Here is a 24189-nt window from a genome sequence, read left to right as displayed (position 1 = left end):
GGCCCCCGCCATGGACGAGCTCGACGCCGCGCCGGATCGCCTCGATCACGGAGGCGGCGTCGCGGGCGTCGGGCCGTCCCGGCGCCGCCCGGCACGGTAGACCGACCGGATGGACGGGAAAGCGGTCGCCGAACAGCGCAAGCGCGCCCTCGGGCTCGGCCTCGGCGATCGGGACATCCAGCCCGACGAGCCGGGCGCGCGCCGCGAAGGCGGCCGGATCGCCGAGCGCGACAAAGGGCGGGACAGGCCGTGATCCGCGCGAGGCCCAGAGCGCGAGCGCGAGCTCCAGCCCGACGCCCGCGGGCTCGCCCATGGACAGCGCGAGCGGCGGGCCGGGCTGAGTCCCCGCTGCCATCGGCGTCGCCTCAGCGGCGCTGGATGACCGCGCGCTCCCTCAGCTGCGCGAGATACTTCTCGGACTGGGCCTGCGCCTCCTTGGCGCCGACCTCCTCCATCACCGACGCCTTGAGCGCGTTGTCGTCATTGATGTCCTTGCGCTCGCAGACTGCGATCATCTCCCAGCCCTGCTCGCCGCGCTGCGGCTCGGTGAGCCCGCCCAGCTTGGTCTTGGCCAGCATGTCGCTCATCTCCTTGCCGAGCTGCGCGCTCGAGCGCACCACCGGCTCCTTGACCGCGACGTCGCGCAGATTGGCGGCGAACTGGACGGCGCCGTCGCAGCCCGGGAAGCGGCCGCGCGCCCCGACGGCCTCGGTCTTGCGCTGGTTCGCCTGCGCTTCGCTCGCGCCCTTCGGCACCACGAAGATGACCTGGCGCAGCGAGTACTGGGTCGCCTTGTTGCTGACCTCGCCGCCCCGGCTTGACAGCGCGGCCGTGTAGTCGCGATTGGCGTATTGGGCGGCGTATTTGCGCCGGATGAACTGCGCCCAGCCGATCTCGGCGCGCAGCCTGTCCTTCAGCGTCTGGGCCGAGACGCCGCGCTGGCCGATCGCCTTGCTGAACTGGTCGACCGTCAGCTTGGTGCGCTGGGCGATCGAGGCGAAGGCCGCCTCGACCTGGGCGTCGCTCGGGGTCATGCCGTAGCGCTTGACCTCGGCGAGCTTGAGCTTCTCGTCGATCAGCTCGTCCACCGCGCTCTTGTCCGGCTTTCCGCCGGAAAGCTTGGCGAGCGCGGCGCGCGCCGCGACCTCGCTCGACAGGATCGGCTGCCCGTTGACCACGACCGCGATCGACTGGGCGGCGGCGGGCGCCGCGGACAGCGACGCCGCGGCGGCGGCGAGGAGGGCGGAAGCCAGAAGCCTGAAACGCGTCGTCGAAACCATCACAACCCTGTTCGTTCGGCGCTCGCAAAAGAAGGCGCGGGAAAAGCCGGGTCGTTTTTCAGGGTTCGGGGGCGCCGCGTCAACATGCGTCGCAACGAGACATGCGCCGTTTCCCAAGACTTTGACCGTGGGGCGGACGGCGTCAGCGCGTCGGGAAGCTCGCGACCGTGGAGCCGAACATGTCCTGATCGTCGTTGGCCGAGCTCTTGCTGCGGCTCGAGAAGCTGCCGCTTCCGAGCGTCCGGAGATCGACCCTGACCAGGAACTTGTGGTCGATGTCGTTGACCCGCACCGAATCGGTGTCGTTGTCGACCTCGCGGATATACGAGAACCCCAGCGACAGGCACTGCTCAATGTCGTTGACGCCGAAGCCGAGCTGGGTGCGGTCGAACACCTTGTAGTCGAAATTGTAGCGCGCGCCGCCCTCGACATAGACGTCGGGCGTCACGAACAGCCGCGCCCCGGTCAGCACGCCCTCGCGGATGTCGTCATAGCCCTGCAGCGGCTGCTCGTCGTAGCGGCCATAGATCACGTTCGCCTGGATGCGATCGAAGGTGGCGCGCGCCGCGAACTCGGCCGAGCGGAGCTTGAAGCCCTCGTCGTCGAGCCGGATGTGGCTGCCGAAGGAGAGATGCTTGTTGGGCGCGAAGTTCGCGCCGCCGACATAGTCGGAGCTGTCCTCGTCGAGCCCGGTGTCGACGCCGGTCCGCGTGGCGTCGAGCTTGTCGAACGAGTTCCGGCCCGCGAGGTGGAAGGATTGGCCGGCCAGCACGTTGAAGGTCGCGCCGCTCAGCGAGGTGAAAGTGTACTGCCCGCCGACATTGGCGCGGCTGCCGCCTTCGATCCGGTCGTAGCCCGAGAACTTGTTCCAGGCGAACAGCGTGCTCTCGTCGAACAGCAGGCTCTGGGCGTCCTCGTTCGGGAGCTTGCCGATCTCGCTCTCGTTCGGCCTCAGGATGATCTGCGCGATCGGCTCGATCTGGTGCGCGCCCATCGCGGTCTCGGCGATGAACGGGAAGCGGTATTCGAGGCCGACGCCCGCCATGCCGCGGAACAGCGCGTCCTGCCGCGCATCGAGGAACGGACCCATGCGCGGGTCTTCCTGCGGGTCGGTGTAGATCAGGTCGCCGCGGGCGAAGGCGAAGGGCGTCCAGACCTGGCCGATCGGATCGATGAAGCGGCGACGCCACTGCGCGTCGAGGGAGATGCGGCTGTAGGTCCCTTCCGCCCCGACCAGCGCATTGTCGGTGCGCGGCCTGAGCGTGCGATAGCGCGCATAATCGGAATCCTGCCGATAGACGTTGGTGGCGTTCAGGCTGAAGGACAGCTCGCCGCCCGCGATCGGGTTCTCGAAGGTGTAGTCGTAGTCGAGGACCGGCGCGACCCAGGGCAGGCGGTCCTGCTGGTCGTAGCGGGTCATGCCGTAGAACTGCCAGCCGCGCAGCTCGAAGAAGCTGCGGTCGCCCTGGCCGGTGAGGTAGAGCGTCGACGTGGCGTCGAGGCGCGAGCCCCACAGGTTGTAATCGCTGCGGATCCACTTGTCGGAGACCGCGTTGACGTCCCAGCCCCACTTCCACTTCTCGTTGATGTCGAACTCGCCTTGGGTCGAGACCGCCCAGCGATCCTTCTTGTCGCCCGGCCCGATCGTGAGGCCCGCGTCCTGGTGCCGGTTTCCGTTGCCGTCGAACACCGGCACCTTGTGGTCGAAGGTCCCGGTGTCGAGCTGGTGGATGCCGGCGGCGCGGATCGAATAGGCGCCGTTCATCAGCTGCTGGCGGTACTCGCCCTTCAGCATCACGCCCTGCTTGGTCGAGACGACCGGCGCGAGCGTGAGGTCGGAGGTCGGCGACAGGATCCAGTAATAGGGCGTCTCGATCAGGAAGCCGACGTCGCCGGACCGCGACACGCTCGGGGCCAGCACGCCGGACTTGCGCTTGACCGTCGGATCGGGGCTCGAGAAGAACGGTAGCCAGGCGATCGGCAGCCCGAACAGCTCGAAGGTCGCGTCCTCGTAATAGATCGTCTTCTCGTCTTCCCGCCAGATGATGCGCTTGGCCTTGACCTGCCAGAGCGGCGGCTTGTCGGGATTGTCGCGGCAGAGCTCGCAGGCCGTGTAGACGCCGCGGTCGAACACCATCAACTGGCCGTTCTCGCGACGGCCGCGCGCGGCCGCGAGATGCGTGCGGTTGGTGGTCTCGACGCGCAGCGGCTCGATGAAGCCCTGGCGGAAGTCGTCGGTGACGTCGAGGCTGTCGGCGTAGATCACGTCGCCATTGCGTTCGGTGAGCTTCACCTTGCCCGTGGCGCGGACCTTGTTGGCCTTCTGGTCGTAGGAGACTCGGTCAGCCTGCAGCGCGCGGCCGTCATAATAGATGTCGACGGCGCCGACGGCCGTCACGACCTCGCGGTTGTAGTCATAGACGAGCTCGCGGGCCTCCATCAGCATCCGCGCGTTCGGGTCCTTGGCGCTCATCGCGCGCTTGTCGACCGCGCCGCCGGACTTGCCGGCGCCGGGCTGCATGAATTTTGGCCCGTAGTCCCTGAAGCTCGGCGGCCGCGGCGGGAGCAGGTCGTCCTTGGGTGGGATGCCCGCCTCCTGGGCGGCCGCTGCTGCGGTGAGCATGGCCGTGGCGGCGAGCAGCGCGGACAGTCGCGCGCCGGCCGATCGGATCGGCCGGACGGGGCGCGGGTCGTGCGTCATCCGTCGTCCCGCCGTCACAGACCCCTCACGCTTACAAGCCGCCGCGCGCGAACGACGGGCCGCGCCGCGGAATGCGCACGCACAAAGCCCGGCGCCCCCGATGCGCGGGCGGCCGCAGGCTCGACATAAAGCATGAACGATCGACTCGCGCCATCGCCTTTCGCGGCGCCGCGCGCGCACGGATTCGTGCTGTGCGTGGCAAGAAACGCAGGGCTTTCGGCGGCTCGGACGCCGACCGATTGCGGGAACGCAAATCCGAAACGCATGGACCGACGCAGGGACGCAACAACACGCTCGCCGACGATGTTGCGCGCGTCCCGGCGCGCCAGAGTCCAGCCGGCGGAGGGCAGAGTGACGGGCAGGTGTTTACGGGAGATGACCGGACCGTGCGCGGTCCGCAGGGCGGCGACGCCCATAATGGGGTTTCCTACGCCCGCTCCCGCGTTCCGCCCGCGCATGTCGCCGTCGCTCCGCGACCGGAGCGCGGCCGCCCGCCCCGGTCATGCGGTCACATGACGGCCCGCGGCCGCGCCGCGCAAGGCGCGGGCGGACCGTGGCGCTGGAAGGCGAGGGGTGTGTCGTATAGAGGGAACACTTGACGCCCTCGTCCATGCCCGTTCATCCAAGGATCGCCTCTCCTCATGTCGAAGTCTCCTGCGCCGGCGGCCCCGCTGAAGATCGCCTTCCAGAAGCTCTCCGTCCCCGCCCATGGCGTGGTGGTCGTCCTCGCCGGCCCTGACCTCGCCTTCGGCGCCGCCGCCGCGTCCTGGACGGAGCCGGTTCATGCGGCGCTGATGCGCGCCGCCGCGGCCGAGCGCTTCAAGGCCAAGGTCGGCGCCTCCTTCGAGCTGCTCGCCCCCGCGCTCCGCGGCGTCGACCGGCTGATCGTGGTCGGGCTCGGCGACGGCAAAGAGCCGACCGACTGGGTGAAGCTCGGCGGCCAGATCCGTGGCGCGCTGCCGGCCTCGGCCGAGGACGTCGTCGTGCTGCTCGACGCCGCCGAGAACGCGCCGGACGCCGACGCCGCGGCCGACGTCGCCCTCGGCATGCGGCTCCGCTCCTATTCCTTCGACCTCTACAAGACGAAGAAGAAGGACGACGAGCCAGCGCCGCTCGGCAAGGTCACGCTCGCGGTAGCCGACGAGGCGGGCGCCAAGAAGGCCTGGAAGCTCAAGGAGGGGCTGGCCGAGGGCGTCGAGACCGCCCGCACCCTCGTCAACGAGCCTCCGAACATCCTGACCCCGACGGAGTTCGCGCACCGCGCCGAGGAGCTCGAGAAGCTCGGCGTCGAGGTCGAGGTGCTGGACGACAAGGCGCTCAAGAAGGCGGGCTTCGGCGCGCTGCTCGCGGTCGGTCAGGGCTCCGAGCAGGAGAGCCGCGTCGTCATCATGCGCTGGAACGGCGGCAAGAAGGACGACCAGCCGATCGCCTTCATCGGCAAGGGCGTGGTGTTCGACACCGGCGGCATCTCGATCAAGCCGGGCGCCGGCATGGAGGACATGAAGGGCGACATGGCGGGCGCGGCCTGCGTGGTCGGCCTGATGCGCGCGCTCGCTTCCCGCAAGGCCAGGGCCAACGTGATCTGCGCGATCGGCTGCGTGGAGAACATGCCGGACGGCAAGTCCTACCGCCCGGGCGACATCCTGACCTCGCTCTCCGGCCAGACCATCGAGGTCATCAACACCGACGCGGAAGGTCGCCTCGTGCTGGCCGACGTGCTCTGGTACGTCCAGGATAAGTACAAGCCGAAATTCATGGTCGACCTCGCGACGCTGACCGGCGCGATCCTGGTCGCGCTCGGCGTCGACAACGCCGGCATGTTCGCGAGCGACGACGAACTCGCCGAGAACATCTTCAAGGCCGGCAAGGCGACGGGCGAGACCGTGTGGCGCATGCCGCTCGGCCCGGAATACGACAAGCTGATCGACTCCAAATTCGCCGACATGAAGCAGACCGGCGGCCGCCACGGCGGCTCGATCACCGCCGCGCAGTTCCTGAAGCGTCACGTCAACGGCACGCCCTGGGCGCATCTCGACATCGCCGGGACGGGCATGGGGTCGCCGGCGAGCGACATCAACAAGAGCTGGGGGTCGGGCTGGGGCGTGCGCCTGCTCGACCGGATGGTGCGGGACAATTACGAGGGGTGAGCGTGTCCCATGGATCCGCTGGTCGCCTGCTGACGGCGGCGCGGATATCGCGCATTCTCACGCGCCATGACCGAGATCCTTTTCTACCACCTGACCAGCCAGCCGCTTGACCGGGCGCTTCCGGCGCTGCTGGAAAAGTGCCTCGGGCGGAACTGGAGAGTCGTGGTGCAGGCCACGGGACCGGACCGTGTTTCGGCGCTCGACGACGCGCTCTGGACGACCAGCGACGAGAGCTTCCTGCCGCATGGCGCGGACGCCGACGGGTCGGAGGAGCCGGTCTGGCTCACGACCACCGACCAGAACCCCAACGGCGCCGCCGTCCGCGTGCTGGTCGACGGCGCGGAGCCGCCGGACCTCGGCGCTTACGAGCGCGCGCTCGTGATGTTCGACGGCCATGACGCCGAGGCGCTCGACGCCGCCCGGACGCAGTGGAAGGCGCTGAAGGCGCAGGGCCACACGGTCACCTATTGGCGCCAGGGCGACGACGGGCGGTGGAAGCGCGAGGCGTGACGCGCCTGCTCGGCGGAGCGCGTGGCGGGGCGGCCGTCGGCGGGAGTTGTCGCGCCCCGGCCGTCGCCTAGAACCCGCGCCATGGCCGGCGATGCGAGGGATGTCGCCGCGGCCTCGACGGAAGGAGCGGGCGATGGAGCATAGGCGGCTAGGACGATCGGGACTGATGGTCCCCGCGCTCAGTTTCGGCGCAGGGACGTTCGGCGGCTCGAACGAGTTCTTCCAGCGTTGGGGCCAGACCGACGTCGACGAGGCCACGCGGCTCATCGACATCTGCCTCGACGCCGGCGTCAATTTCTTCGACACCGCGGACATCTACTCGAACGGCGCCTCCGAGGAGATTCTCGGCGCGGCGCTGAAGGGAAAACGCGGCCGGGCGCTGATCTCGACCAAGGCCACGTTCCGCAGCGGCGAGGGCGCGAACGAGGTCGGCTCGTCCCGTTACCACCTGATCCGCGCCTGCGAGGGCAGCCTGAAGCGCCTCGGGACGGATCACATCGACGTCTATTTCATGCACGGCTTCGACGCGACGACGCCCGTCGAGGAGACGCTGCGCGCGCTCGACGACCTCGTGACCAGCGGCAAGATCGGCTATATCGGCGCCTCCAACTTCTCCGGCTGGCACCTGATGAAGTCGCTCGCCGTCTCGGAGCGCTACGGCCTCGCCCGCTACGTGGTCTACCAAGGCTACTATTCGCTGGTCGGGCGCGACTATGAGTGGGAGTTGATGCCGCTCGGGCTCGACCAGGGCGTCGGGCTGATGGTGTGGAGCCCGCTCGGCTGGGGCCGCCTCACCGGAAAGATCAGGCGCGGCCAGCCCAATCAGAGCGGCCGCATCGCCTCGGGCGGCGCCGTGGGCGGCCCGAAGGTTGACGACGAATACCTGTTCAGCGTGGTGGACGCGCTCGACGAGGTCGCGGCCGAGACCGGCAAGACCGTGCCGCAGGTCGCGCTCAACTGGCTGCTCGGTCGGCCGACGGTCGCCAATCTCGTCGTCGGCGCCCGCAACGAGGAGCAGCTCAGGGCCAATCTCGGCGCTGTCGGCTGGAGCCTTTCGGTCGAGCAGGTCGAGCGGCTCGACGCGGCCAGCCGCCGGACGCCGGCCTATCCCTATTGGCACCAGACGGATTTCGACGAGCGCAACCCGAAACCGACGCGCTGGTGACCGCGCCGCGTCAGGGTCGCGGTCCCCAGTGGGGTTTTCGTCATTCCGGTCTTGTCCCGGGATCCATTATCTCCGCGAGATCAATGACGTGGCGGCGTCAGCGGCAATGGGTCCCGGCGCTTCGGCCGGACGACGGGCGGAGTTTCCCAGTCTGGATCTGAATCGACGCCGCCTCAGTCGGTGACCAGGCCCCGCATCCTCACCACCTCGAAATTGCGTCCGACGACCTGGCGGAGTTCGTCGTTCAGCCGGCCGTTGTTCCAGCGGTCGTCGGGCGTTCCGGAAAGGAACCAGTCGCTGCCGTTGTCCGCGACGAACATGCCGTGGGTCTTGAGCGCCCTCAGGATCGCCTTGGTCGGCTTCGAGAAGTTCGCCGGAATCCTGTAGCTCGCCTTCAGCCGCACCCGCATGCCCATAGGCGGCAGGTCGGGATCGCGGTCCGACGAGGCGAAATGGGTGGCGGGCGGCACATAGGCGCGCCGCGAGCGCGAGACCGTGAACCTGAGCGCGTGCCGGATTCTGCCCGTCGACGCCTCGTCATAGCGGACGAGGCCGGGGAAGATCGGCAGGCCGGCGGCGTCCGCGCTGGTCCAGCCGGGCTTCGCGGTCGGCCGCACGTCATTGTCGTCGAGGTGGAAGATCGCGCCGGAATCCGCGTTCCAGCCGCCGTCGGTCCTCGGAAAGGCGCGGTAGAGCTCGTAGAGCCGGTCATTGTCCCGGTCGACCACCAGCACGTGGCGGTCGCCGCCGAACGTGCCGCCGTCCGGCCGGAACCCCTCGATCGGCGCCTTCCGCGGCACGGGGTAGGGGCCTTTGTCGCTCTCGTCGCCATAGGCGGTGAACTTGATGCGGACTTCGGGCTGACGGCGCGAGACCACGACATAGGGGATGCCGATCCGCGCGCCCCGATAGGTCCCGGCGCCGAAATCCGGATGCAGCCCCGTGTCGAGGCCGATCGAGGCGATCAGCCGGTCGGAGTCCGGATCGACCGGCTCGTCCGAAACGTCCGTGTTCCAGTCATTGGTCTTGGGGAAGGGCACGGCGCCGCGGAGGCTCGCGCCGACGCCGGTCGCGGCGCCGGCCATCGAGCCATATTGCGGCTCGGCTCCGAGCGCCGGCGCCCCGAGGCCCAGCAGGACGGCGGCGAGCGTCAGACTGAGCTGGGGCGTCATGTCATCACCCTGGAGCGGCGAGAGCCCGTGTCACCCCAAACGTGCCCCGTTTCGCAAGCGGCGGCAACGTCGATGAGAGAAGTGATCAGCAGATAAGCCAGCCGGCGCCGGCCAGAGCCGCGCCAACCACACGCGAATTCCTGATCCGTACTTTCACGGACTTGAATGCGACTGGCTGGCGGTCTTCCGTCGTCTGTCCTGTAAGGAGAGACGACGATGGTCGCGACGATCGACATCTTCGAAGGCAGCGACGTCACCACGTCATACCAGACGATCTACGTCAACGTCATCCTGTTCGGCTCCATCATCGAGCGCGGCGACGGCGAGATCACCCTCGGGCTGGTGGCGCGGCCCGATATCGGCTTCGTCCCGAGCGAAGACCAGAAGCAGATGAAGATCGTCCTGCGCGGCGAAGGCGTCACCTTCAACGGCGAGGGCGACGTCACGGGCGGCACGGTCAAGTCGGTCGACTTCATCAACAAGCTCGGCCTGGTGGCCCAGCTCACCGGCTATCCGATGGACGCCCAGGAGCTCTACGAGGCGTTCCAGAAGGCGCTCGAGTTCGACTTCACGCCGGTCTACGACATTCTCTACAACCGCGTTCCCTACGTCGTGAACGGCTCGCGCTTCGGCGACGTCTTCGGCGCGGCCGCGCTTGGCGACACCTTCTTCGGCAATGGCGGCGACGACGTGCTGAGCGGCGCGCTGGGCGACGACCTGATCCACGGCGGCAAGGACGACGACAGGCTGGCCGGCGGCGAGGACGACGACAAGGTCTTTGGCGAGGACGGGAATGATCTGGCGAGGGGCGACGCCGGGCAGGACCTGGTCGATGGCGGCGCGGGTGACGATGTCCTCACCTTCTCGGCCGGCAGGGACACGCTGAAGGGCGGGACCGGAAACGACTTTCTCAATCTCGAGGAAGCGCCGTCGGCGGAGCCCATCACCGTCGATCTCGGCAAGAGCCAGATCAAGATCGGCGCCGACGTCTCGAAGATCTCCTCGATCGAGGGGCTGGTCGGCGGCTCGACCAATGGCGGCGACCGCTACATCGGCGACGGCAAGGACAATTTCTTCGCGCCGCAGGGCTTCGACCAGGAGATCGACGGCAAGGGCGGCCACGACCGGCTGATCTTCTACCGGCACGATTCCTTCTTCGGGTTCGCGACCCGCGACACGAGCGTGACGCTCGACGCGAGCAAGGGGGTCGCGGGCGTGTTCTTCGAAGCCGAGGCGATCAGGTTCAGGAACATCGAGTCCTTCGCCGGCTCCCACGGCGCTGACACGCTGATCGGCTCCGAGCGCGACGAGGAGTTCCTGCCGCTGCAGGGCTGGGATTCGGTCGACGGCGGCGGCGGGATCGACACGCTGTCCTACGAGCTCGACCTCGTGGTGCCGGATTCGAGCGCGACCAAGCAGGGCGTCACGGTCGACCTCGCGAAGAACAAGGCGACCGGCACGTCCGGCGAGACCGACACGATCAGGAATTTCGAGAACGTCACGGGCTCGACGCTCGGCGACGACCTTTCGGGCGACAAGCGCGCCAACGAACTTCTCGGCCTCGACGGCGCCGACAGCCTGACGGGGGGCAATGGGAACGACACGCTCGACGGCGGTCTCGGCGCCGACGGGCTCACGGGGGAGGGCGGCCGCGACGTCTTCGGCTTCTCGACCGCGCTCGGGGCCGGGAATGTCGACCAGATCGTCAAGTTCTCGGTCAAGGACGACACGATTGAACTCGACCGCTCCGTCTTCAAAGGCCTGAAGACCGGCGGCCTCGACGCCGACGCCTTCGTCATCGCCAAGGCTGCCAAGGACGACGAGGACCGCGTGATCTACGACGCGAGATCCGGCGCGCTGCTGTTCGACGCCGACGGCAAGGGCGGCGACGACGCCGTGAAATTCGCGGAGCTCGACCGCAACCTCGCGCTGACCGAGAAGGACTTCGTGGTCGTCTGAGCCCATTGGGTCGGGACGCGCCCGGCCCCTTGCGCCCTGGCCGGCCAAGCCATACAATTGCAAGATCGTATGGCTGATAGAGAGGCGCATGTGACGCTCGCCGATCGCTGGGCGCCGAGCCTCTCGCCCGAGGCCGGCCCGCTCTACCTGCAGATCGCGAATTCGATCGCCGACGCGGTGAAGACCGGCGCGCTCCGGGAGGGCGACCGGCTGCCGCCCCAGCGCGCGCTCGCGCAGGCGCTCTCGGTCGATCTCACCACCGTCACGCGCGCCTATGCCGAGGCGCGCCGCCGCAACCTGCTGGACGCGGTGACGGGCCGCGGGTCCTTCATCGCCGGGCGGGGCGATCCGTCGGCGCCGCCGCTCGATCTCGGCATGAACATTCCGCCTCCGCCGCGCGGCGTCCGGCTGGCCGACGAACTGGAGCGCAGCGTCCGCGACCTCGCCGCCCGGTCGAATCTCGACGCGCTGATGTCCTACCATCCGGGCGCGGGCTCGCCGGCCGACAGGGCGGCCGGCGCGGCGTGGCTGAGGCCGACGCTCGGGAGCGTCGACCCTGACCGCATCCTCGTCGCGGCGGGCGCGCAGTCCGCCATGGCCTCGATCGCCACCATGCTGGCGGGCGCGGGCGACGAGGTCGCCTGCGAGCCGCTGGTCTATCCGGGCCTCCTGTCGATCGCGCGCCATCTGCGGCTCGAGCCCGTCGCGATCGAGGCAGACGCGGACGGCATGTCGCCGGAGGCGCTCGACGCGCGCTGCCGCAAGGCGCGGCCCGCTTTCGTCTATCTCAACCCAACGATCGGCAACCCGACCTCGATCACCATGCCGGATGCGCGCCGCCGCGCTCTGATCGAGGTGGCGCGGGGCCATGGCCTGGCGCTGCTCGAGGACGACCCCTATTCGCCGCTCGCGGGCGACGCGCCGCCGCCTTTGGCGGCGCTTGCACCCGACGTTGTCTGGCACGTCCACACGGTTTCGAAATGCCTGACGCCGGGATTCCGGATCGCCTACGTCGTGGCGCCGTCGGCCTCCGCGCGCTCGGACCTTGCGGCTGCGCTGAGGGCGATGAGCCTCATGGCGCCGCCTCTAATGGCCGCCGTGCTCGGCGGCTGGATTCGCGACGGCGTCGCCCGCGAGTTCCTGGACGGCGTCCGGACCGAGGCGGCGGCCCGCCAGATCCTCGCCCGCCGGGCGCTGCCGGTCGCGCAGCGCGCGCATCCGAACGGTCTGCATGTCTGGCTGCCGCTCGCCGAGCGCTGGGACCGGCGCCGCGTCGCGGACCGCGCCAGGGCGCAGGGGCTTGCGGTGGTTCCGTCCGACGCGTTCAGCGTCAGCGCCCGGCCGCCCGTCGACGCCATCCGGATCTCGCTGGGCGCGATCCCGGAGCGCGCCCGGCTGGCGGCGGCGCTCGCGACGCTCGCCGGCGTGCTCGAGGACGACCGCGGCGCGCTGCACGACGTGGTGTGATCAGGGCCGCTCGCGGCCCTCACCAGCCGTTCGCGTCGTCCTCCTCGCCGACCCGGACCAGCCGCGCCTCCGCGGCCTTGTGGTAGTACTGGCTTGCGACCAGCCAGCCTTTCAGCGGCCTCAGCGGCGGCAGCAGCGTCGCCAGCATGATGGGGAAGGTCGTGAAGACGTGGACCCAGTAGGGCGCCTGATAGGCGAGCTCCAGCCACACCGCGAACAGCGCCGAGGGCAGGCACGCGAAGGTGATGGCGAAGAAGGCCGGGCCGTCGGCCGGGTCCGCGTAGGAATAGTCGAGCCCGCAGACCTCGCATTCCGGCTTCAGCTTCAGGAAGCCGTCGAACATGTGCCCCTGCCCGCAGCGCGGACAGCGCCCGCGCACGCCGACATCATAGGGCTCGAGGCGCGGATAGGCGGTCTCCGACATGGCGGCGGCTCCTCCGGGTCGCCGATCGAAAGTCGATCGGCGCGACGCAACGAAGGTAGCCCGGATACATACAATGTCAATATTGCACGCAAACGTATGCCGCATAGCTCGCATGCGGTGGACGAACTCGCCGCTCCGACGACATTGGCGTGATCGCCCTCCCAGCGTCGCGTTCGCCGCCCCATCTAGGCCGCGCATGACGCGCTCCCTCCGCCTCGCCGCCGCGGCCTTCGCTCTGGTCTGTCTCGCCGCCGGTCCCGGCCTCGCCCAGGAGGCGGGCGGCCGGCCGAACCCGACCGCGCTGCCGCCGGACGCGAGCGCGAAGGCCACGGTGGTCGCGGCCGACGACACGCTCGCCTACAAGATCTCGGTCGAGCAGGTGCCGATGCACGATCCGAAGGGCGAGAAGGTCGCCGAGATCGTGGTCACGAGCTACGTGCTGGACCGCACCGACTCGACCAAGCGGCCGATCACCTACGCGTTCAATGGCGGGCCGGGCGCGTCCTCGGCCTGGCTCAATTTCGGCGGGCTCGGCCCCAAGCGGCTCGCCTTCGGCAATCAGGGCAACGCGCCCTCCGATCCGCCGTCCATGGTCGACAACGCCGAGACCTGGCTGGCCTTCACCGACCTCGTCTTCGTCGACCCCGTGGGCACGGGCTACAGCCGGGCGACCGGCTCGACCGACCCCTTCTATTCGGTCGAGGGCGACGTCTCGACGCTGTCGCGGGTCGTGGCCAAGCACCTCGCGTCGAAAAACCGGCTGATGTCGCCGGTCTATCTCGCAGGCGAGAGCTATGGCGGCTTCCGCATCCCGCGTATCGCACGCGAGCTGCAGAGCCGCGACGGCGTCGGCGTGCGCGGCCTCGTCGCGGTGTCGCCGGTGCTCGACTTTTCGATCCGCGACGGCGAGCAGACTTCGCCGATCCCATGGGTCAACGCGCTGCCCTCGCTCGCGGCCGCCAAGCGCGAGCGCGACGGCAAACGCGACCTGACGCGCGCCGACCTCGCGGACGTCGAGGCCTACGCCACGGGCCAGTTCATGACGGACCTGATGAAGGGCCCGAGGGACAAGGAGGCGGTCGAACGGTTGGTCGCCCGGGTGTCTGAGCTGACCGGCGTCGACAGCGAGCAGACGCGGCGGCTCGGCGGGCGCGTCGACATCGCGGCCTTCGCGCGCGAGTTCCAGCGGGGGCAGGGGAGGGTCGGCTCGCTCTACGACGCCAACGTCACCAGCTTCGACCCGTATCCGGCGTCGCGACGCGGCGAGTTCGACGACCCGATCCTCGACGGCGCAAGGGCGCCGCTGACGCGCGCCGCGGTCGACTTCTACGCCCGCGACATGGGCTACCGGGTCGACCGCCGCTACGAGCTGATCTCGGGCGAGGCGAACCGGCAGTGGAAATGGGGAAGCGGACGGTCCTCGCCTGAATCCGCGGGGGCGCTGCGCGAGGTTTTGGCCGCAGACCCGAAGGTCCGGGTGATCGTCGCCCATGGCGCGACCGATCTCGTCACGCCCTATATGGAATCCAAGATGGTGCTGGACCAGCTGCCGGCTTTCGGCGATCCGGCCCGCGCGGCGCTCAAGGTCTATCCGGGCGGCCACATGTTCTACACCCGCGACGGCTCGCGCGCGCAGTTCACCGCCGACGTCAAGGCGCTCTACGAGGCGACGGAGAAGTAGCGGCCGGCGGTCATTTCGTCGGGTCGAACTCGATGCCGTCGCCGATCTGGTCGACTGTCGGGCCTTGGGAAGCGGGCGCCTTGCGCCAGACCTTGGTCTCTTTGTCGTCGTCGATCCGGCCCTTGGCGTCGCTCATCCGGCCGCTCGGATAGTTGATGCTGACGGTCTCGGTCTCGCCCGAGTTCCGCTGGGTGTCGGTCCGGTCGTAGCCGATCAGCCGCAGCGTCCCGTCGATCAGGCGGAACGTGAAGTCGATGTTGGACATGCCCCAGCCGCCGGCGTTGGCGAACAGCGAGATCGCGACCCGCACCGAGCCGCGCGAGATCGAGAGGCCGTCTTCGGGCGAGAAGGCGTCGTCGATGTTGGGCTGCGTCCGGCGCGGGATCAGGGTCGCGTTCTGAACGGCGAGACGAAAACCGTCCTTCGTCGCGAGCGCGACGCCGAGGATGCGCGGATTGGTGTCGATTTGGTCGCCGCCGATCCCGCCGGAATTGTCGATCACGAGTTTCGGGTCCGTCCCGTGCAGCACGAAGGCGGCGTCGGGCCGTCCGTCGCCGTCGAGGTCGCCGGTCGCCTTCGCCTCGACGATCCAGCCGGCGGGCGCGAAGCCTTCTACGGCCGAAGCCGTCGCGGCGAGCGTCGGGATGACGGCCGGAGGCAGGTCGTCCCAATCAAACGCGAAGGCCGGCGTCGCCAGGCTGAGCAGGAGGGTTGCTCGGAAGGTATGGCGGCAGGTCTTCGGGCGCATCATGGGCCTCCGGCGGCGGCGCGGTGACGGATGTCCGCCAGTCGAGCTTCAGGGCGGCGATGATGCCGAGCGACGCGAAGCCAAGGAAGACCCAGCCCGACGCCGCGCCGATCGCGACGCCCGCGATCGCCTCGCCGGTGACGGCGCCGAGCGACGTCATCGCGCCCCAGCCGAGCAGCGCGCCGCCGAGGCACATCTCCGCCGCCTCCCGGCGCGTGAAGCCCGCGACCGCGAATCGGCCGGAGGACAGCGCCGCGCCGCAGGCGCCGATGATGAAGCCGAGCAGGATGACGACGTGCTCGGTGAATTCGAAGCCCTGCAGCGGCGCCTTGAGGCCGCCGACGCCTGCGTCCAGTCCCGGAAGGGCGACCGGCGCCAGATGGAGCGCCGTCGCGATCCAGCGTGCGACGATGACGCATTCGGCGATCAGCCCGAGCGGCTCGCCTGCGGCGTAGCTCGCGGCGACCAGCGCGCCGAGCAGCGCGCCGGCCGCCGGCGCCGGCCAGGGTTCGACGGCGAGCCGGGTCGCAAGGCTTCTTGGGTCGGGCCCGGGTCTCGGGCGCCGCGACCATAGCGCCGCGGCGATCGCCAGGATGATGGCGGTCTGCGCCGTGAGCGCTCCGGGGAAGCCGAAAGAGGACGGCAGCGAGGGGGAGGGCGCGTCGCCGATGGCGATGCGCCACGTCCACGGCCAGAGCGCGACGCCGAGCACGAAGCCTCCGAAGGTCGCGAGCAAGGCGGGCGCGGCGACCAGCGACCCCTCGCCGAGCCGGCGCATGTGCACCATCACGCCCCCGCGGGCGATCACGCTGCCGACGCCGAAGACGAAGGCGGAGATCGGCAGCAGCCAGCTGATGGGGCCGACGCGCGCGTTTTCGGGCGTTTGGGCCGCGCCCGCCAGCGCAAGGCCGCCCAGAGTGAGCGCCGCCGCGACCGCGAGGGCGGTGAGAAAGCCGAGAAGCTGTCCGGCGTCGCGCAGCACGAGGAAATCGCGCCAGGCCCGCACCAGCGAGAGTTCGCCGCGCTGGAGCGCGACGCCGAACACCAGGCCCGCGACCAGCGCCCAGCTCCGCGCGCCGAAGGACCCGTCGACCGCGGCGAGCAGAAGCGCGCCGACCAGCGCCGCGGCGAACAGCGCGGCCGCGATCAGCGGCCGCGGCTTCGACAGCCGTTTCCAGAAGAGAGGCCGGGTCACGCTGCGGCCGCCTCCTCGAGCTCGGCGTTGGCGCCGAGCCAGGTCTCTTCGGCCTCCGCGAGCGCTTGCGTGAATTCCGCGCGGCGCTTGCCGAGTTCCGCGGCCTTCTCGGGCTTGTCCGGGAAGCCCTGGCCCGCGGCGAGCTCGGCGTCGATCCGCGCGATCTCGCTCTCGCACTGGCCCATGATCTCCTCGAGTGAGGCGACCTTCTTCTTGAGCGCGCCGACGTCGACCCTCTTCGCCCCGGCTTCCGACGATTTGCCGGTGCCGGAGCCGGCGTTCTTAGACGCGCGGCCCGCGCCGTCGGCCGAGAGGATGTAACGGCGGTAGTCGTCGAGATCGCCCTCGAAGGCCCGGACCCCGCCATCCGCCACCAGCCAGAGCCGGTCGGCGGTGGCGTCGAGCAGATGCCGGTCATGGCTGATCAGGATGACCGCGCCCGGGAACTCGTTCAGCGCCTGGGCGAGGCTCTCGCGGCTGTCGATGTCGAGATGGTTCGTCGGCTCGTCGAGGATCAGCAGATGCGGGCCCTCGAACACCGCAAGCCCGAAGGCGAGCCGCGCCTTCTCGCCGCCCGACATCTTCTCGACTTTGGTGTCGGCGCGCGGCCCCGAGAAGCCGATCTGCGCCGTCCGCGACCTGACCTGCGCTTCCGCGGCGCCCGGCATCTTGCGGCGGACATGGTCATAGGCCGAGCCCGTGAGGTCGAGGTCTTCGAGCTGGTGCTGGGCGAAGAAGCCGACCAGCGTCCTCTCGGACTTTGAGAGCCGGCCGCCGCTGGGCTGAAGCCGCCCCGCCAGCAGCTTTGCGAAGGTAGACTTGCCGTTGCCGTTGGCGCCGAGCAGCGCGATGCGGTCGTCGGGATCGATCCGGAGGTCGAGCTTCTTCAGGATGGTGAGGTCGCCATAGCCGGCCGAGACGCCGTCGAGCGCGATCAGCGGCGGGGCGAGCTCCTTCTCGGGAGCGGGGATCTGGAACGGCACGACGCTGCGTTCGATGACAGCTGCGATCGGCTGCATCTTCGCGAGCCGCTTGACGCGCGACTGGGCCTGCGTCGCCTTCGAGGCCTTGGCCTTGAAGCGCGCGATGAAGGCTTCGAGCCGGGCGCGCTCGTCGGCCTGCGCCTTGGCGGCCTTCTGGTCGAGCGCGAGCTTCTCGCGCCGGCCGGCGTCGAAGCGCTCGTAGTCGCCCTTCCAGAGGGTGAGCTTGCCGTTGTCGAAATGCAGGATGTGGTCGACCGAGGCGTTCAGCAGGTCGCGGTCATGGCTGATGACCAGCACGGTGCGCGGGTATTTGGCGAGATAGTCCTGCAGCCAGAGCGTGCCTTCGAGGTCGAGATGGTTGGTGGGCTCGTCGAGCAGCAAGAGGTCCGGCTCGGCGAACAGAACCGCGGCGAGCGCGACGCGCATCCGCCAGCCGCCCGAGAAGTCGGAGCAGGGGCGCTGCTGGGCGGCCTCGTCGAAGCCGAGGCCCGACAGGATCTTGGCCGCGCGCGACGGCGCCTCATAGGCGTCGATGTCGATCAGCCGGGTGACGATGTCCGAGATGCGGTGCGGGTCGGTCGCGGTCTCCTGCTCGGCGAGCAGGGCGGCGCGCTCCGTGTCGGCGGCCAGCACGACGTCGATCAGCGCTTCGGGGCCCGAGGGCGCCTCCTGGGCGACCCTGCCGAGACGCGCTGCTTTCGGAATCGTGATCGCGCCGTCGTCGGGCTGGATGTCGCCGGCGATCAGCTTGAACAGCGTGGTCTTGCCGGTGCCGTTCCGTCCCACGACGCCAACCCGCGCGCCATCAGGAAGCGCGACGGTCGCGCCGTCGATCAGGGTTCGGCCCGCGATGCGGGCCGTGAGGTCGTTCACGTGGATCATGGCGGGGCCCTTGTGCCGCCGATGTTGCGGCGCGGCAAGAGGGCAGGCGGGCGCACCAGCAGGCGAGGGGCTGAAACTCAACTGTCATGGATTGGTAGCATCCCTGACATCGATGGCGGGCATTTGGAGCTCATCCAATTCCAAATTCCCACCAGGGGCAGGACATGACAGCGGACAATTTCAACGGGGCCGCCGAACGGCCGGTTGAGGCCGTGGACGACGAGGCGATCGGCATCGACCGGCCGGGCCTCCACGCCGCGCCGGGCGCGCGGCCGCAGAACGAAAGCTTCGGCGACGTGCTGGCGCGCAACATAGCGCGCCGTTCCTTCCTGCTCGGCGCCGCGGCGAGCGTCCCGGTGCTGATGACCAGTGCCTCGCTGCCGTCGCTGATCGGCGAAGCCGAGGCCGCGCCGGGCTCGCGGCTGAAGTTCAAGCCGATTGAGCCCAGCCAGGCCGATCGCATCATCGTGCCGGAAGGCTACGAGCACACTGTCCTTGCGAAGTGGGGCGACCCGATCTTCGAGGGCGCGCCGGAGTTCCAGGTGGGCGCCCAAACCGCTGAGAAGCAGCGCCAGCAGTTCGGCTACAATTGCGACTTCGTCGGCTTCTTCCCGCTCAACGACGAGCGCCGCGCGCTGCTCTGCGTGAATCATGAGTACACCAGCGGCCCCGAGATGTTCCGCGACTACGTGCCGGGCGAGAAGAAGCGCGAGGCGGACGTCGAGATCGCGGCCCACGGCGGCTCGGTGATCGAGATCAAGAAGACCGAAGGGGTCTGGGAGCTGGTCAAGAGCGACCGCTACAACCGCCGCATCACCGGCGACACGCCGATGCGCATCACGGGCCCGGCCGCCGGCCATCGGCTGATGAAGACCTCGGCCGATCCGGAAGGCGTGAACGTCCTCGGCATGCTCAACAACTGCTCGGGCGGCAAGACCCCGTGGGGCACCTGGCTGACCTGCGAAGAAAACTTCAACCAGTACTTCGCCAACAACGAGCAGGCCGAGGACGAAGAGGTCAAGGAAGTCCACTTCCGCTACGGCGTGACCGCGGGCGCCACCGGCCGTCTCTGGGAGAAGTTCTACGACCGCTTCGACGTGACCAAGGAGCCGAACGAGGCGTTCCGCTTCGGCTGGGTAGTCGAGATCGACCCCTACGACCCGAACTTCACGCCGCGCAAGCGCACCGCGCTCGGCCGCGCCAAGCACGAGGCCGCGACCTGCGTGCTCGCTCCGGACAACCGCGTCGTGGTCTACACCGGCGACGACCAGCAGTTCGACTACGTCTACAAGTTCGTCTCTCGCGGCCGCTACAATCCCGGCCGTCGTCAGGACAATTTCGACCTTCTCGACAACGGGACGCTCTATGTCGCGAAGTTCGAAGACGACAACACCGGCCGCTGGATCGAGCTGTCGATGAAGAACCCGACGCTCGCCAAGCTCTTCAAGAACGACGGCGAGATCCTGGTGAAGACGCGCCTCGCCGCCGACGCCGTCGGCGCGACAGCGATGGACCGCCCGGAGGATTGCCAGCCGAACCCGGTCGGCGGCAAGGTCTACCTCACCATGACCAACAACTCGGCCCGTACGACGCTGCGCGAGGACGAAGGTGAGATCGCGGCGAACCCGCGCGTGCCGAACTTCGGCGGCCACATCATCGAGCTGACCGAGAAGGGCGGCGATCACGCCTCCGAGACCTTCGAGTGGGAGATCTTCCTGCTCTGCGGCAATCCGGAGATCGATCTCAAGACCAAGAAGAGCGAACTGGAGCCGGGCCTGGCGTCCGGCGCGACCTTCTTCGCCGGCTACGCCGATGCCTCAAAGCTCGGCAAGGTCGCCTCGCCCGACAACATCGCCTTCGACAGCCAGGGCAATCTCTGGATCGCGACCGACGGCCAGCCGTCCAACACCGACATCGGCAACCCGAATGACGCCCTCCACGTCGTGCCGACCGACGGTCCGGACCGCGGCTATCTCCGCCAGTTCCTGAGCGGCCCGAAGGGCTCCGAGGTCTGCGGGCCGGAGTTCTCGGGCGACGAGACGACGGTGTTCGCCGCGATCCAGCATCCGGGCGAAGGCGGCGGCTTCCCCAACACGATCAGCCGCTGGCCCGACAACGCGCCCTACGCGCGTCCCGCGGTGATCGCCGTTCGCCATCGGAACGGCCGCAAGATCGGCCGCTGACGGGGCGACCAGCCTCAGACTTGAGAACCCGGGCCGGCGACGGCCCGGGTTTTCTTTTTTCGTTTACGCTTTGCTTCATCGGGCGGGCGATCAACAGTTTAGGCGGCGGCTTGGACTTGTGATCGAGCCGCAATTGCGGAATGCTGGAAGTGTCGGCGGCTTCGATCGCCGTCCAAGAAGGGTTTCGGAGGGTCGGGGAACATGGCAGGCAGGCTGCAGAGCCGTTGGCGCTCGCTCGTCGGCGGGGCGCTCTTTCTTGGGCTGTCGGCGGCCAGCGCCACCTCCGTCGCGGCGCCTTCGAAGCCGAACATCCTCTTCGTGATCCTGGACGACGCCGGCATCGACCAGCTGTCCATCTTCGGCAATGGCGGGCTGACCCCGGCCAAGACGCCGAACATCGATCTGATCGCCCGCAGCGGCGTGAAATTCACGAATGTCTGGGCGATGCCGGAATGCTCCCCGAGTCGCTCGGCCATGTTCACCGGCCGCTACCCGATCCGCACCGGGGTCGAGGCGGCCATCATGGAGAATCACCTGCCGCAGTCCTACATGTCGGCCTTCGAGGCGACGCTGCCGCGGGTTCTCGAGAAAGCCGGCTATTCGAGCGCGCTGATCGGCAAGTACCATCTCGGCAACGAAAAGGACCCGGCGGGCGACTGCGCGCCTTCGACGCGGGGATGGCGGACCTTCGAGGGCGCGATGACCGCCGGTTTGCCCTCGGTCGACCTCACCGCCGGCGGCCAGGACCCGGACGGAACCCAGGCCTGCGGCTATTTCCAGACCTCGGCGTCGGGCGCCTGTTACACAATGAAGCGCGGCGCGCTCGACTGCCTCGAGATCACGCCTGACAACGCCGGCCCGCGCGCGAGCCCGTCGCGGACCTGCCTGCAGCGGGGCGGCATCTTCTCGCCCAACAAGGAATGCGGCGACCAGCAGCCGAAGCAGGCCGACTTCGACACCCTCAACGGCTACTACGTCTGGCCGAAGACGACGATCACTCGTGAGCGCGACCCGCTCTACGTCGACACGGAAAACCAGTGTCCGGCGGTCGTCGACCGGTCCTATGTGACGAGCGTCCAGCGGGCGGACGGCGTGAGCTGGTGGGCCGACCAGGCCGGGCCGCGCATGCTGACGCTGAGCTTCAACGCCATGCACACGCCGTTTCAGAAGGCGTCCACGCGGGTGGTGCCCGATCCGCTCGACCGCGCGTCGACCTGCAGCAACAGCCTGCCGCCGCGCCAGCTGATCAACAACATCCTCGAAGGCGCCGACGCCGAGATCGGCCGCGCCATCGCCGGGATGGGCCTCGGGACGCTTGCGCGCGACGGACGCACGCTCGAGTCGCTCGAACTGAACGACACGGTGGTGGTGATCATCGGCGACAATGGCAGCCAGGGACCGGCCGTGCGCGCCGCCGCCGGGTTTGAGCCCGGACGCGCTAAGACCACGGTCTACCAGACCGGCGTCTGGGTGCCGCTGATCGTCGCCGGCTCCGTCGTGGCCGCGCCGAACCGCAGCGTGGACGCGCTGGTGAACGCGGCCGACCTGTTCCAGTTCTTCGGCGACATCGCGGGCGTGAAAGTCGCCGAGATCGTCCCGCCGAGCCGGCCCTTGGACAGCAAGCCGATGCTGCCATACCTCACCAACCCCTCGACCGCGCCGATCCGCACGACGAATTTCACGCAGAACGGGTCGGCGACCTTCACGCCGGACCCGGAGGAGCGCAGCTGGCCCTGCCAGATCGCGTCGCAGTGCAACGACACGCTGTTCGACAGCGCCGAGTTCTGCGCCGACAATGGCGGCGTTTGGTACGGTCCCGGGGCCGAGAAGCAGATCACCTCCTGCTGCGCCGTGCAGACCGAGACCGGGCAGCAGCTGACGATCGCGCCGGTTCATCAGAAGGCGGTGCGCAACAAGCGCTTCAAGCTCGTCGAGGCGGATCGGTTCGACTGCTCGACGCCGCTCCCCCAAGGGGCCAAGGGCTCGGTGCCCTGGGCCGAGTTCGAGACGCGGGTCGAGAAGGAATTCTACAATATCGAGCCGACCGAGACGAACCCGAACGGCATCGATTCCGCCGATCTCAACCTGCTCGCGGAATGTCCGGAAGGGCAGGGGAACAAGAGCTGCCTGCCGAAGGACGTGCGCGCGGACTACTCCGAACTGTCGGACGAGCTTAAGGCGATCAAGGCGTCGGCCAAGCCGCAGGACGAATGCCGCAAGAAAGGCGACGGCAATCTGGACATGCGGATCGACGCGGCCGACGTCAGAGGCTGGAAGGCCTTCAGCGGCAAGGGCCCGAGCGTCTACGACATCAATCTCGACGGCGCGACCGACGACGAGGATGAAACCGTCATCGAGGCCAATCTGGGCGTCGACTGCATGGGGGCCTGCGCGCGGTCGGACCTCGACCGCAACGGCAAGGTCAATTCCCGCGACCTGGGGCTCCTCGAGGCGCAGAGGGGCGAGTGCAAGGACCCGGTGCTGTGCGGCGGCGACCTCAACGGCGACGGCCGCGTCGGCGACGCCGACGTCAAGATCCTTCAGTCCGCCCGCAGGACCTGCGGATCAGAGGCCGCCCTGGTCCGGCCGGATTGAGCGGGGCCGGCCTCAGCGCGCTCCGGCCGGGCCCGGAGCGCGCAGCACGGTGCGGAAGCCGACATGCGAGGCGCCGAGGTCGGCCTCCTGCGGCTGGCGCGCGGATGGCCGATAGCGCAGGCAGAAATTCGGCGAGCACAGCCACGAGCCGCCCTTGATCACGCGGGACGCCCCGCCCGCGGTCGCGGCCGGCTCCGCCGGCCCCTTCGGATCGCGCTCGCCTTCGGCGAAGCGGTGGCCCGGCAGGTACCAGTCGGTCGCCCACTCCCAGACATTGCCGATCATGTCGTAAAGGCCGTAGCCGTTGGGCGCGAAGCAGCCGACCGGCGCCGTGCCGTGGTGGCCGTCCGAGACGTCGTCCTCGTAGGGGAAGAAGCCCTGCCAGGAATTCGCCATCCAGCGGCCCTGCGGCGTCTGCTCGTCGCCCCAGGCGAACTCCGCGCCGTTGATCCCGCCGCGCGCCGCGAACTCCCATTCGGCCTCGGTCGGCAGCGACCGGCCGAGCCAGTCGGCATAGGCCTTGGCGTCCGCATAGGTGATGTGGATCGCGGGGTGGTTCTCCTTGCCCGCGATCGAGCTTCCGGGCCCGGTCGGGGTCTTCCAGCTCGCGCCGGGCACGTAGCGCCACCATTCGCCGACGTCGACGCGGACCGGCGCGTCCTTCGCCGGCTCGTAGAACACCATCGCGCCGGGGACGAGCGCCTCCGGCGGAAGGTCCGGATAGTCCTCCTTCGTCAGGCCGCGCTCGGCGACCGTCCTGTAGCCGGTCGCGGCCACGAAGGCGGCGAACTGCGCGTTGGTCACCTCGTGGCGGTCGATCCAAAAGCCTCCGACCGCGGCCTCGCGGCGCGGCGCCTCTTCAGGATAGGCCTCGCTCGAGCCCATCAGGAAGCTGCCGCCCGGAACCCAGACCATCCCGGCCGGCGCTCCGGTCGCGAGGCGCGCGGGCAGGCCGGAATAGCCTAGGCAGAGCCGGTCGCCAGAGGGCGACGCCGCCGGATCGACGGCCGGCTGGCCGCCGGCATGTCCCGAAACCGAGACTCCGGCCAGCAGCCCCGTCGTCACGACCGCGACCGCCCCGATCAAGCGCCGCATGA

Annotated in this window: 17 protein-coding genes and 1 pseudogene; 8 read left to right on the top strand and 10 right to left on the bottom strand. The window is 69.2% G+C overall.

The genetic code is table 11. The features are described from left to right. The 4 genes and pseudogenes from pdxA to EK403_RS05165 all read right to left on the bottom strand — a co-directional run. A pseudogene (gene pdxA / locus EK403_RS22950) lies at nucleotides 1–355 on the bottom strand (4-hydroxythreonine-4-phosphate dehydrogenase PdxA); the annotation flags it as partial. 10 nt (nucleotides 356–365) lie between these two features. Then, complete coding sequence (locus EK403_RS05175; RefSeq protein ID WP_128776420.1) at nucleotides 366–1280, bottom strand: SurA N-terminal domain-containing protein; 915 nt, start codon at nucleotides 1278–1280, stop codon at nucleotides 366–368. Between the two features lie 142 nt (nucleotides 1281–1422). Further along, complete coding sequence (locus tag EK403_RS05170; RefSeq protein WP_128776419.1) at nucleotides 1423–3981, bottom strand: LPS-assembly protein LptD; 2559 nt, start codon at nucleotides 3979–3981, stop codon at nucleotides 1423–1425. A gap of 14 nt (nucleotides 3982–3995) precedes the next feature. Next, nucleotides 3996–4397 (bottom strand): hypothetical protein, encoded by a 402-nt coding sequence (locus tag EK403_RS05165; protein ID WP_128776418.1) that lies wholly within the window; start codon nucleotides 4395–4397, stop codon nucleotides 3996–3998. A 225-nt stretch (nucleotides 4398–4622) separates the two neighbouring features. On the opposite strand from EK403_RS05165, the gene EK403_RS05160 reads away from it, so the two are divergent. The 3 genes from EK403_RS05160 to EK403_RS05150 all read left to right on the top strand — a co-directional run bounded on the left by EK403_RS05160 (nucleotide 4623) and on the right by EK403_RS05150 (nucleotide 7803). Beyond that, nucleotides 4623–6128: a leucyl aminopeptidase gene (locus EK403_RS05160; protein WP_128776417.1), complete on the top strand. Its 1506-nt coding sequence runs from the start codon at nucleotides 4623–4625 to the stop codon at nucleotides 6126–6128. A gap of 66 nt (nucleotides 6129–6194) precedes the next feature. After that, nucleotides 6195–6638 carry a DNA polymerase III subunit chi gene (locus tag EK403_RS05155; protein WP_128776416.1) on the top strand — a complete coding sequence of 148 codons (444 nt, stop codon included), beginning with the start codon at nucleotides 6195–6197 and terminating at the stop codon, nucleotides 6636–6638. A gap of 133 nt (nucleotides 6639–6771) precedes the next feature. After that, nucleotides 6772–7803 carry an aldo/keto reductase gene (locus tag EK403_RS05150; protein ID WP_128776415.1) on the top strand — a complete coding sequence of 344 codons (1032 nt, stop codon included), beginning with the start codon at nucleotides 6772–6774 and terminating at the stop codon, nucleotides 7801–7803. 173 nt (nucleotides 7804–7976) lie between these two features. Here the strand turns inward: EK403_RS05150 and EK403_RS22210 are convergent, their stop codons facing one another. Then, on the bottom strand, nucleotides 7977–8975 hold the full coding sequence (locus tag EK403_RS22210) for a hypothetical protein (RefSeq protein ID WP_164919498.1): 999 nt from the start codon (nucleotides 8973–8975) through the stop codon (nucleotides 7977–7979). A 216-nt stretch (nucleotides 8976–9191) separates the two neighbouring features. On the opposite strand from EK403_RS22210, the gene EK403_RS05140 reads away from it, so the two are divergent. Next, the gene (locus EK403_RS05140) at nucleotides 9192–10934 is read left to right on the top strand and encodes a calcium-binding protein (protein WP_128776414.1); all 1743 of its coding nucleotides are present in this window, start codon (nucleotides 9192–9194) and stop codon (nucleotides 10932–10934) included. 69 nt (nucleotides 10935–11003) lie between these two features. After that, on the top strand, nucleotides 11004–12401 hold the full coding sequence (locus tag EK403_RS05135) for an aminotransferase-like domain-containing protein (RefSeq protein ID WP_128776413.1): 1398 nt from the start codon (nucleotides 11004–11006) through the stop codon (nucleotides 12399–12401). Nucleotides 12402–12420: 19 nt separating this feature from the next. Here EK403_RS05135 and EK403_RS05130 read toward each other — a convergent pair whose 3' ends face one another. Next, nucleotides 12421–12825, bottom strand: coding sequence for a DUF983 domain-containing protein (locus EK403_RS05130; RefSeq protein ID WP_128776412.1), 405 nt, complete (start codon nucleotides 12823–12825; stop codon nucleotides 12421–12423). 196 nt (nucleotides 12826–13021) lie between these two features. Here EK403_RS05130 and EK403_RS05125 point away from each other — a divergent pair, with 196 nt between their 5' ends. Further along, nucleotides 13022–14506, top strand: a complete 1485-nt coding sequence (locus EK403_RS05125) for a S10 family peptidase (RefSeq protein WP_128776411.1) — start codon at nucleotides 13022–13024, stop codon at nucleotides 14504–14506. Between the two features lie 10 nt (nucleotides 14507–14516). On the opposite strand, the gene EK403_RS05120 is transcribed toward EK403_RS05125, so the two are convergent. The 3 genes from EK403_RS05120 to EK403_RS05110 are packed head-to-tail and all read right to left on the bottom strand — an operon-like array spanning nucleotide 14517 to nucleotide 18314. Beyond that, nucleotides 14517–15254, bottom strand: coding sequence for a hypothetical protein (locus EK403_RS05120; protein ID WP_128776410.1), 738 nt, complete (start codon nucleotides 15252–15254; stop codon nucleotides 14517–14519). Continuing rightward, nucleotides 15178–16449 (bottom strand): YeeE/YedE thiosulfate transporter family protein, encoded by a 1272-nt coding sequence (locus EK403_RS05115; protein ID WP_128776409.1) that lies wholly within the window; start codon nucleotides 16447–16449, stop codon nucleotides 15178–15180. The genes EK403_RS05120 and EK403_RS05115 overlap by 77 nt, the downstream gene beginning before the upstream one ends. Further along, complete coding sequence (locus tag EK403_RS05110) at nucleotides 16446–18314, bottom strand: ABC-F family ATP-binding cassette domain-containing protein (RefSeq protein WP_128776408.1); 1869 nt, start codon at nucleotides 18312–18314, stop codon at nucleotides 16446–16448. The genes EK403_RS05115 and EK403_RS05110 overlap by 4 nt, the downstream gene beginning before the upstream one ends. 164 nt (nucleotides 18315–18478) lie before the next feature. Here EK403_RS05110 and EK403_RS05105 point away from each other — a divergent pair, with 164 nt between their 5' ends. Both EK403_RS05105 and EK403_RS05100 read left to right on the top strand, forming a co-directional pair. Then, nucleotides 18479–20497: a PhoX family protein gene (locus tag EK403_RS05105; RefSeq protein ID WP_128776407.1), complete on the top strand. Its 2019-nt coding sequence runs from the start codon at nucleotides 18479–18481 to the stop codon at nucleotides 20495–20497. Nucleotides 20498–20698: 201 nt separating this feature from the next. Then, nucleotides 20699–23092 (top strand): sulfatase-like hydrolase/transferase, encoded by a 2394-nt coding sequence (locus EK403_RS05100; protein ID WP_128776406.1) that lies wholly within the window; start codon nucleotides 20699–20701, stop codon nucleotides 23090–23092. A gap of 12 nt (nucleotides 23093–23104) precedes the next feature. Here EK403_RS05100 and EK403_RS05095 read toward each other — a convergent pair whose 3' ends face one another. Continuing rightward, nucleotides 23105–24187, bottom strand: a complete 1083-nt coding sequence (locus tag EK403_RS05095; RefSeq protein ID WP_128776405.1) for a formylglycine-generating enzyme family protein — start codon at nucleotides 24185–24187, stop codon at nucleotides 23105–23107. Nucleotides 24188–24189 lie beyond the last annotated feature (2 nt).

This window comes from Hansschlegelia zhihuaiae, from assembly GCF_004103825.1.
In the GTDB taxonomy this organism is placed as follows: Bacteria; Pseudomonadota; Alphaproteobacteria; order Rhizobiales; family Methylopilaceae; genus Methylopila; species Methylopila zhihuaiae.
Note: the sequence above shows the minus strand (reverse complement) of the source record. Positions and strands in the feature narration are given on the sequence as shown.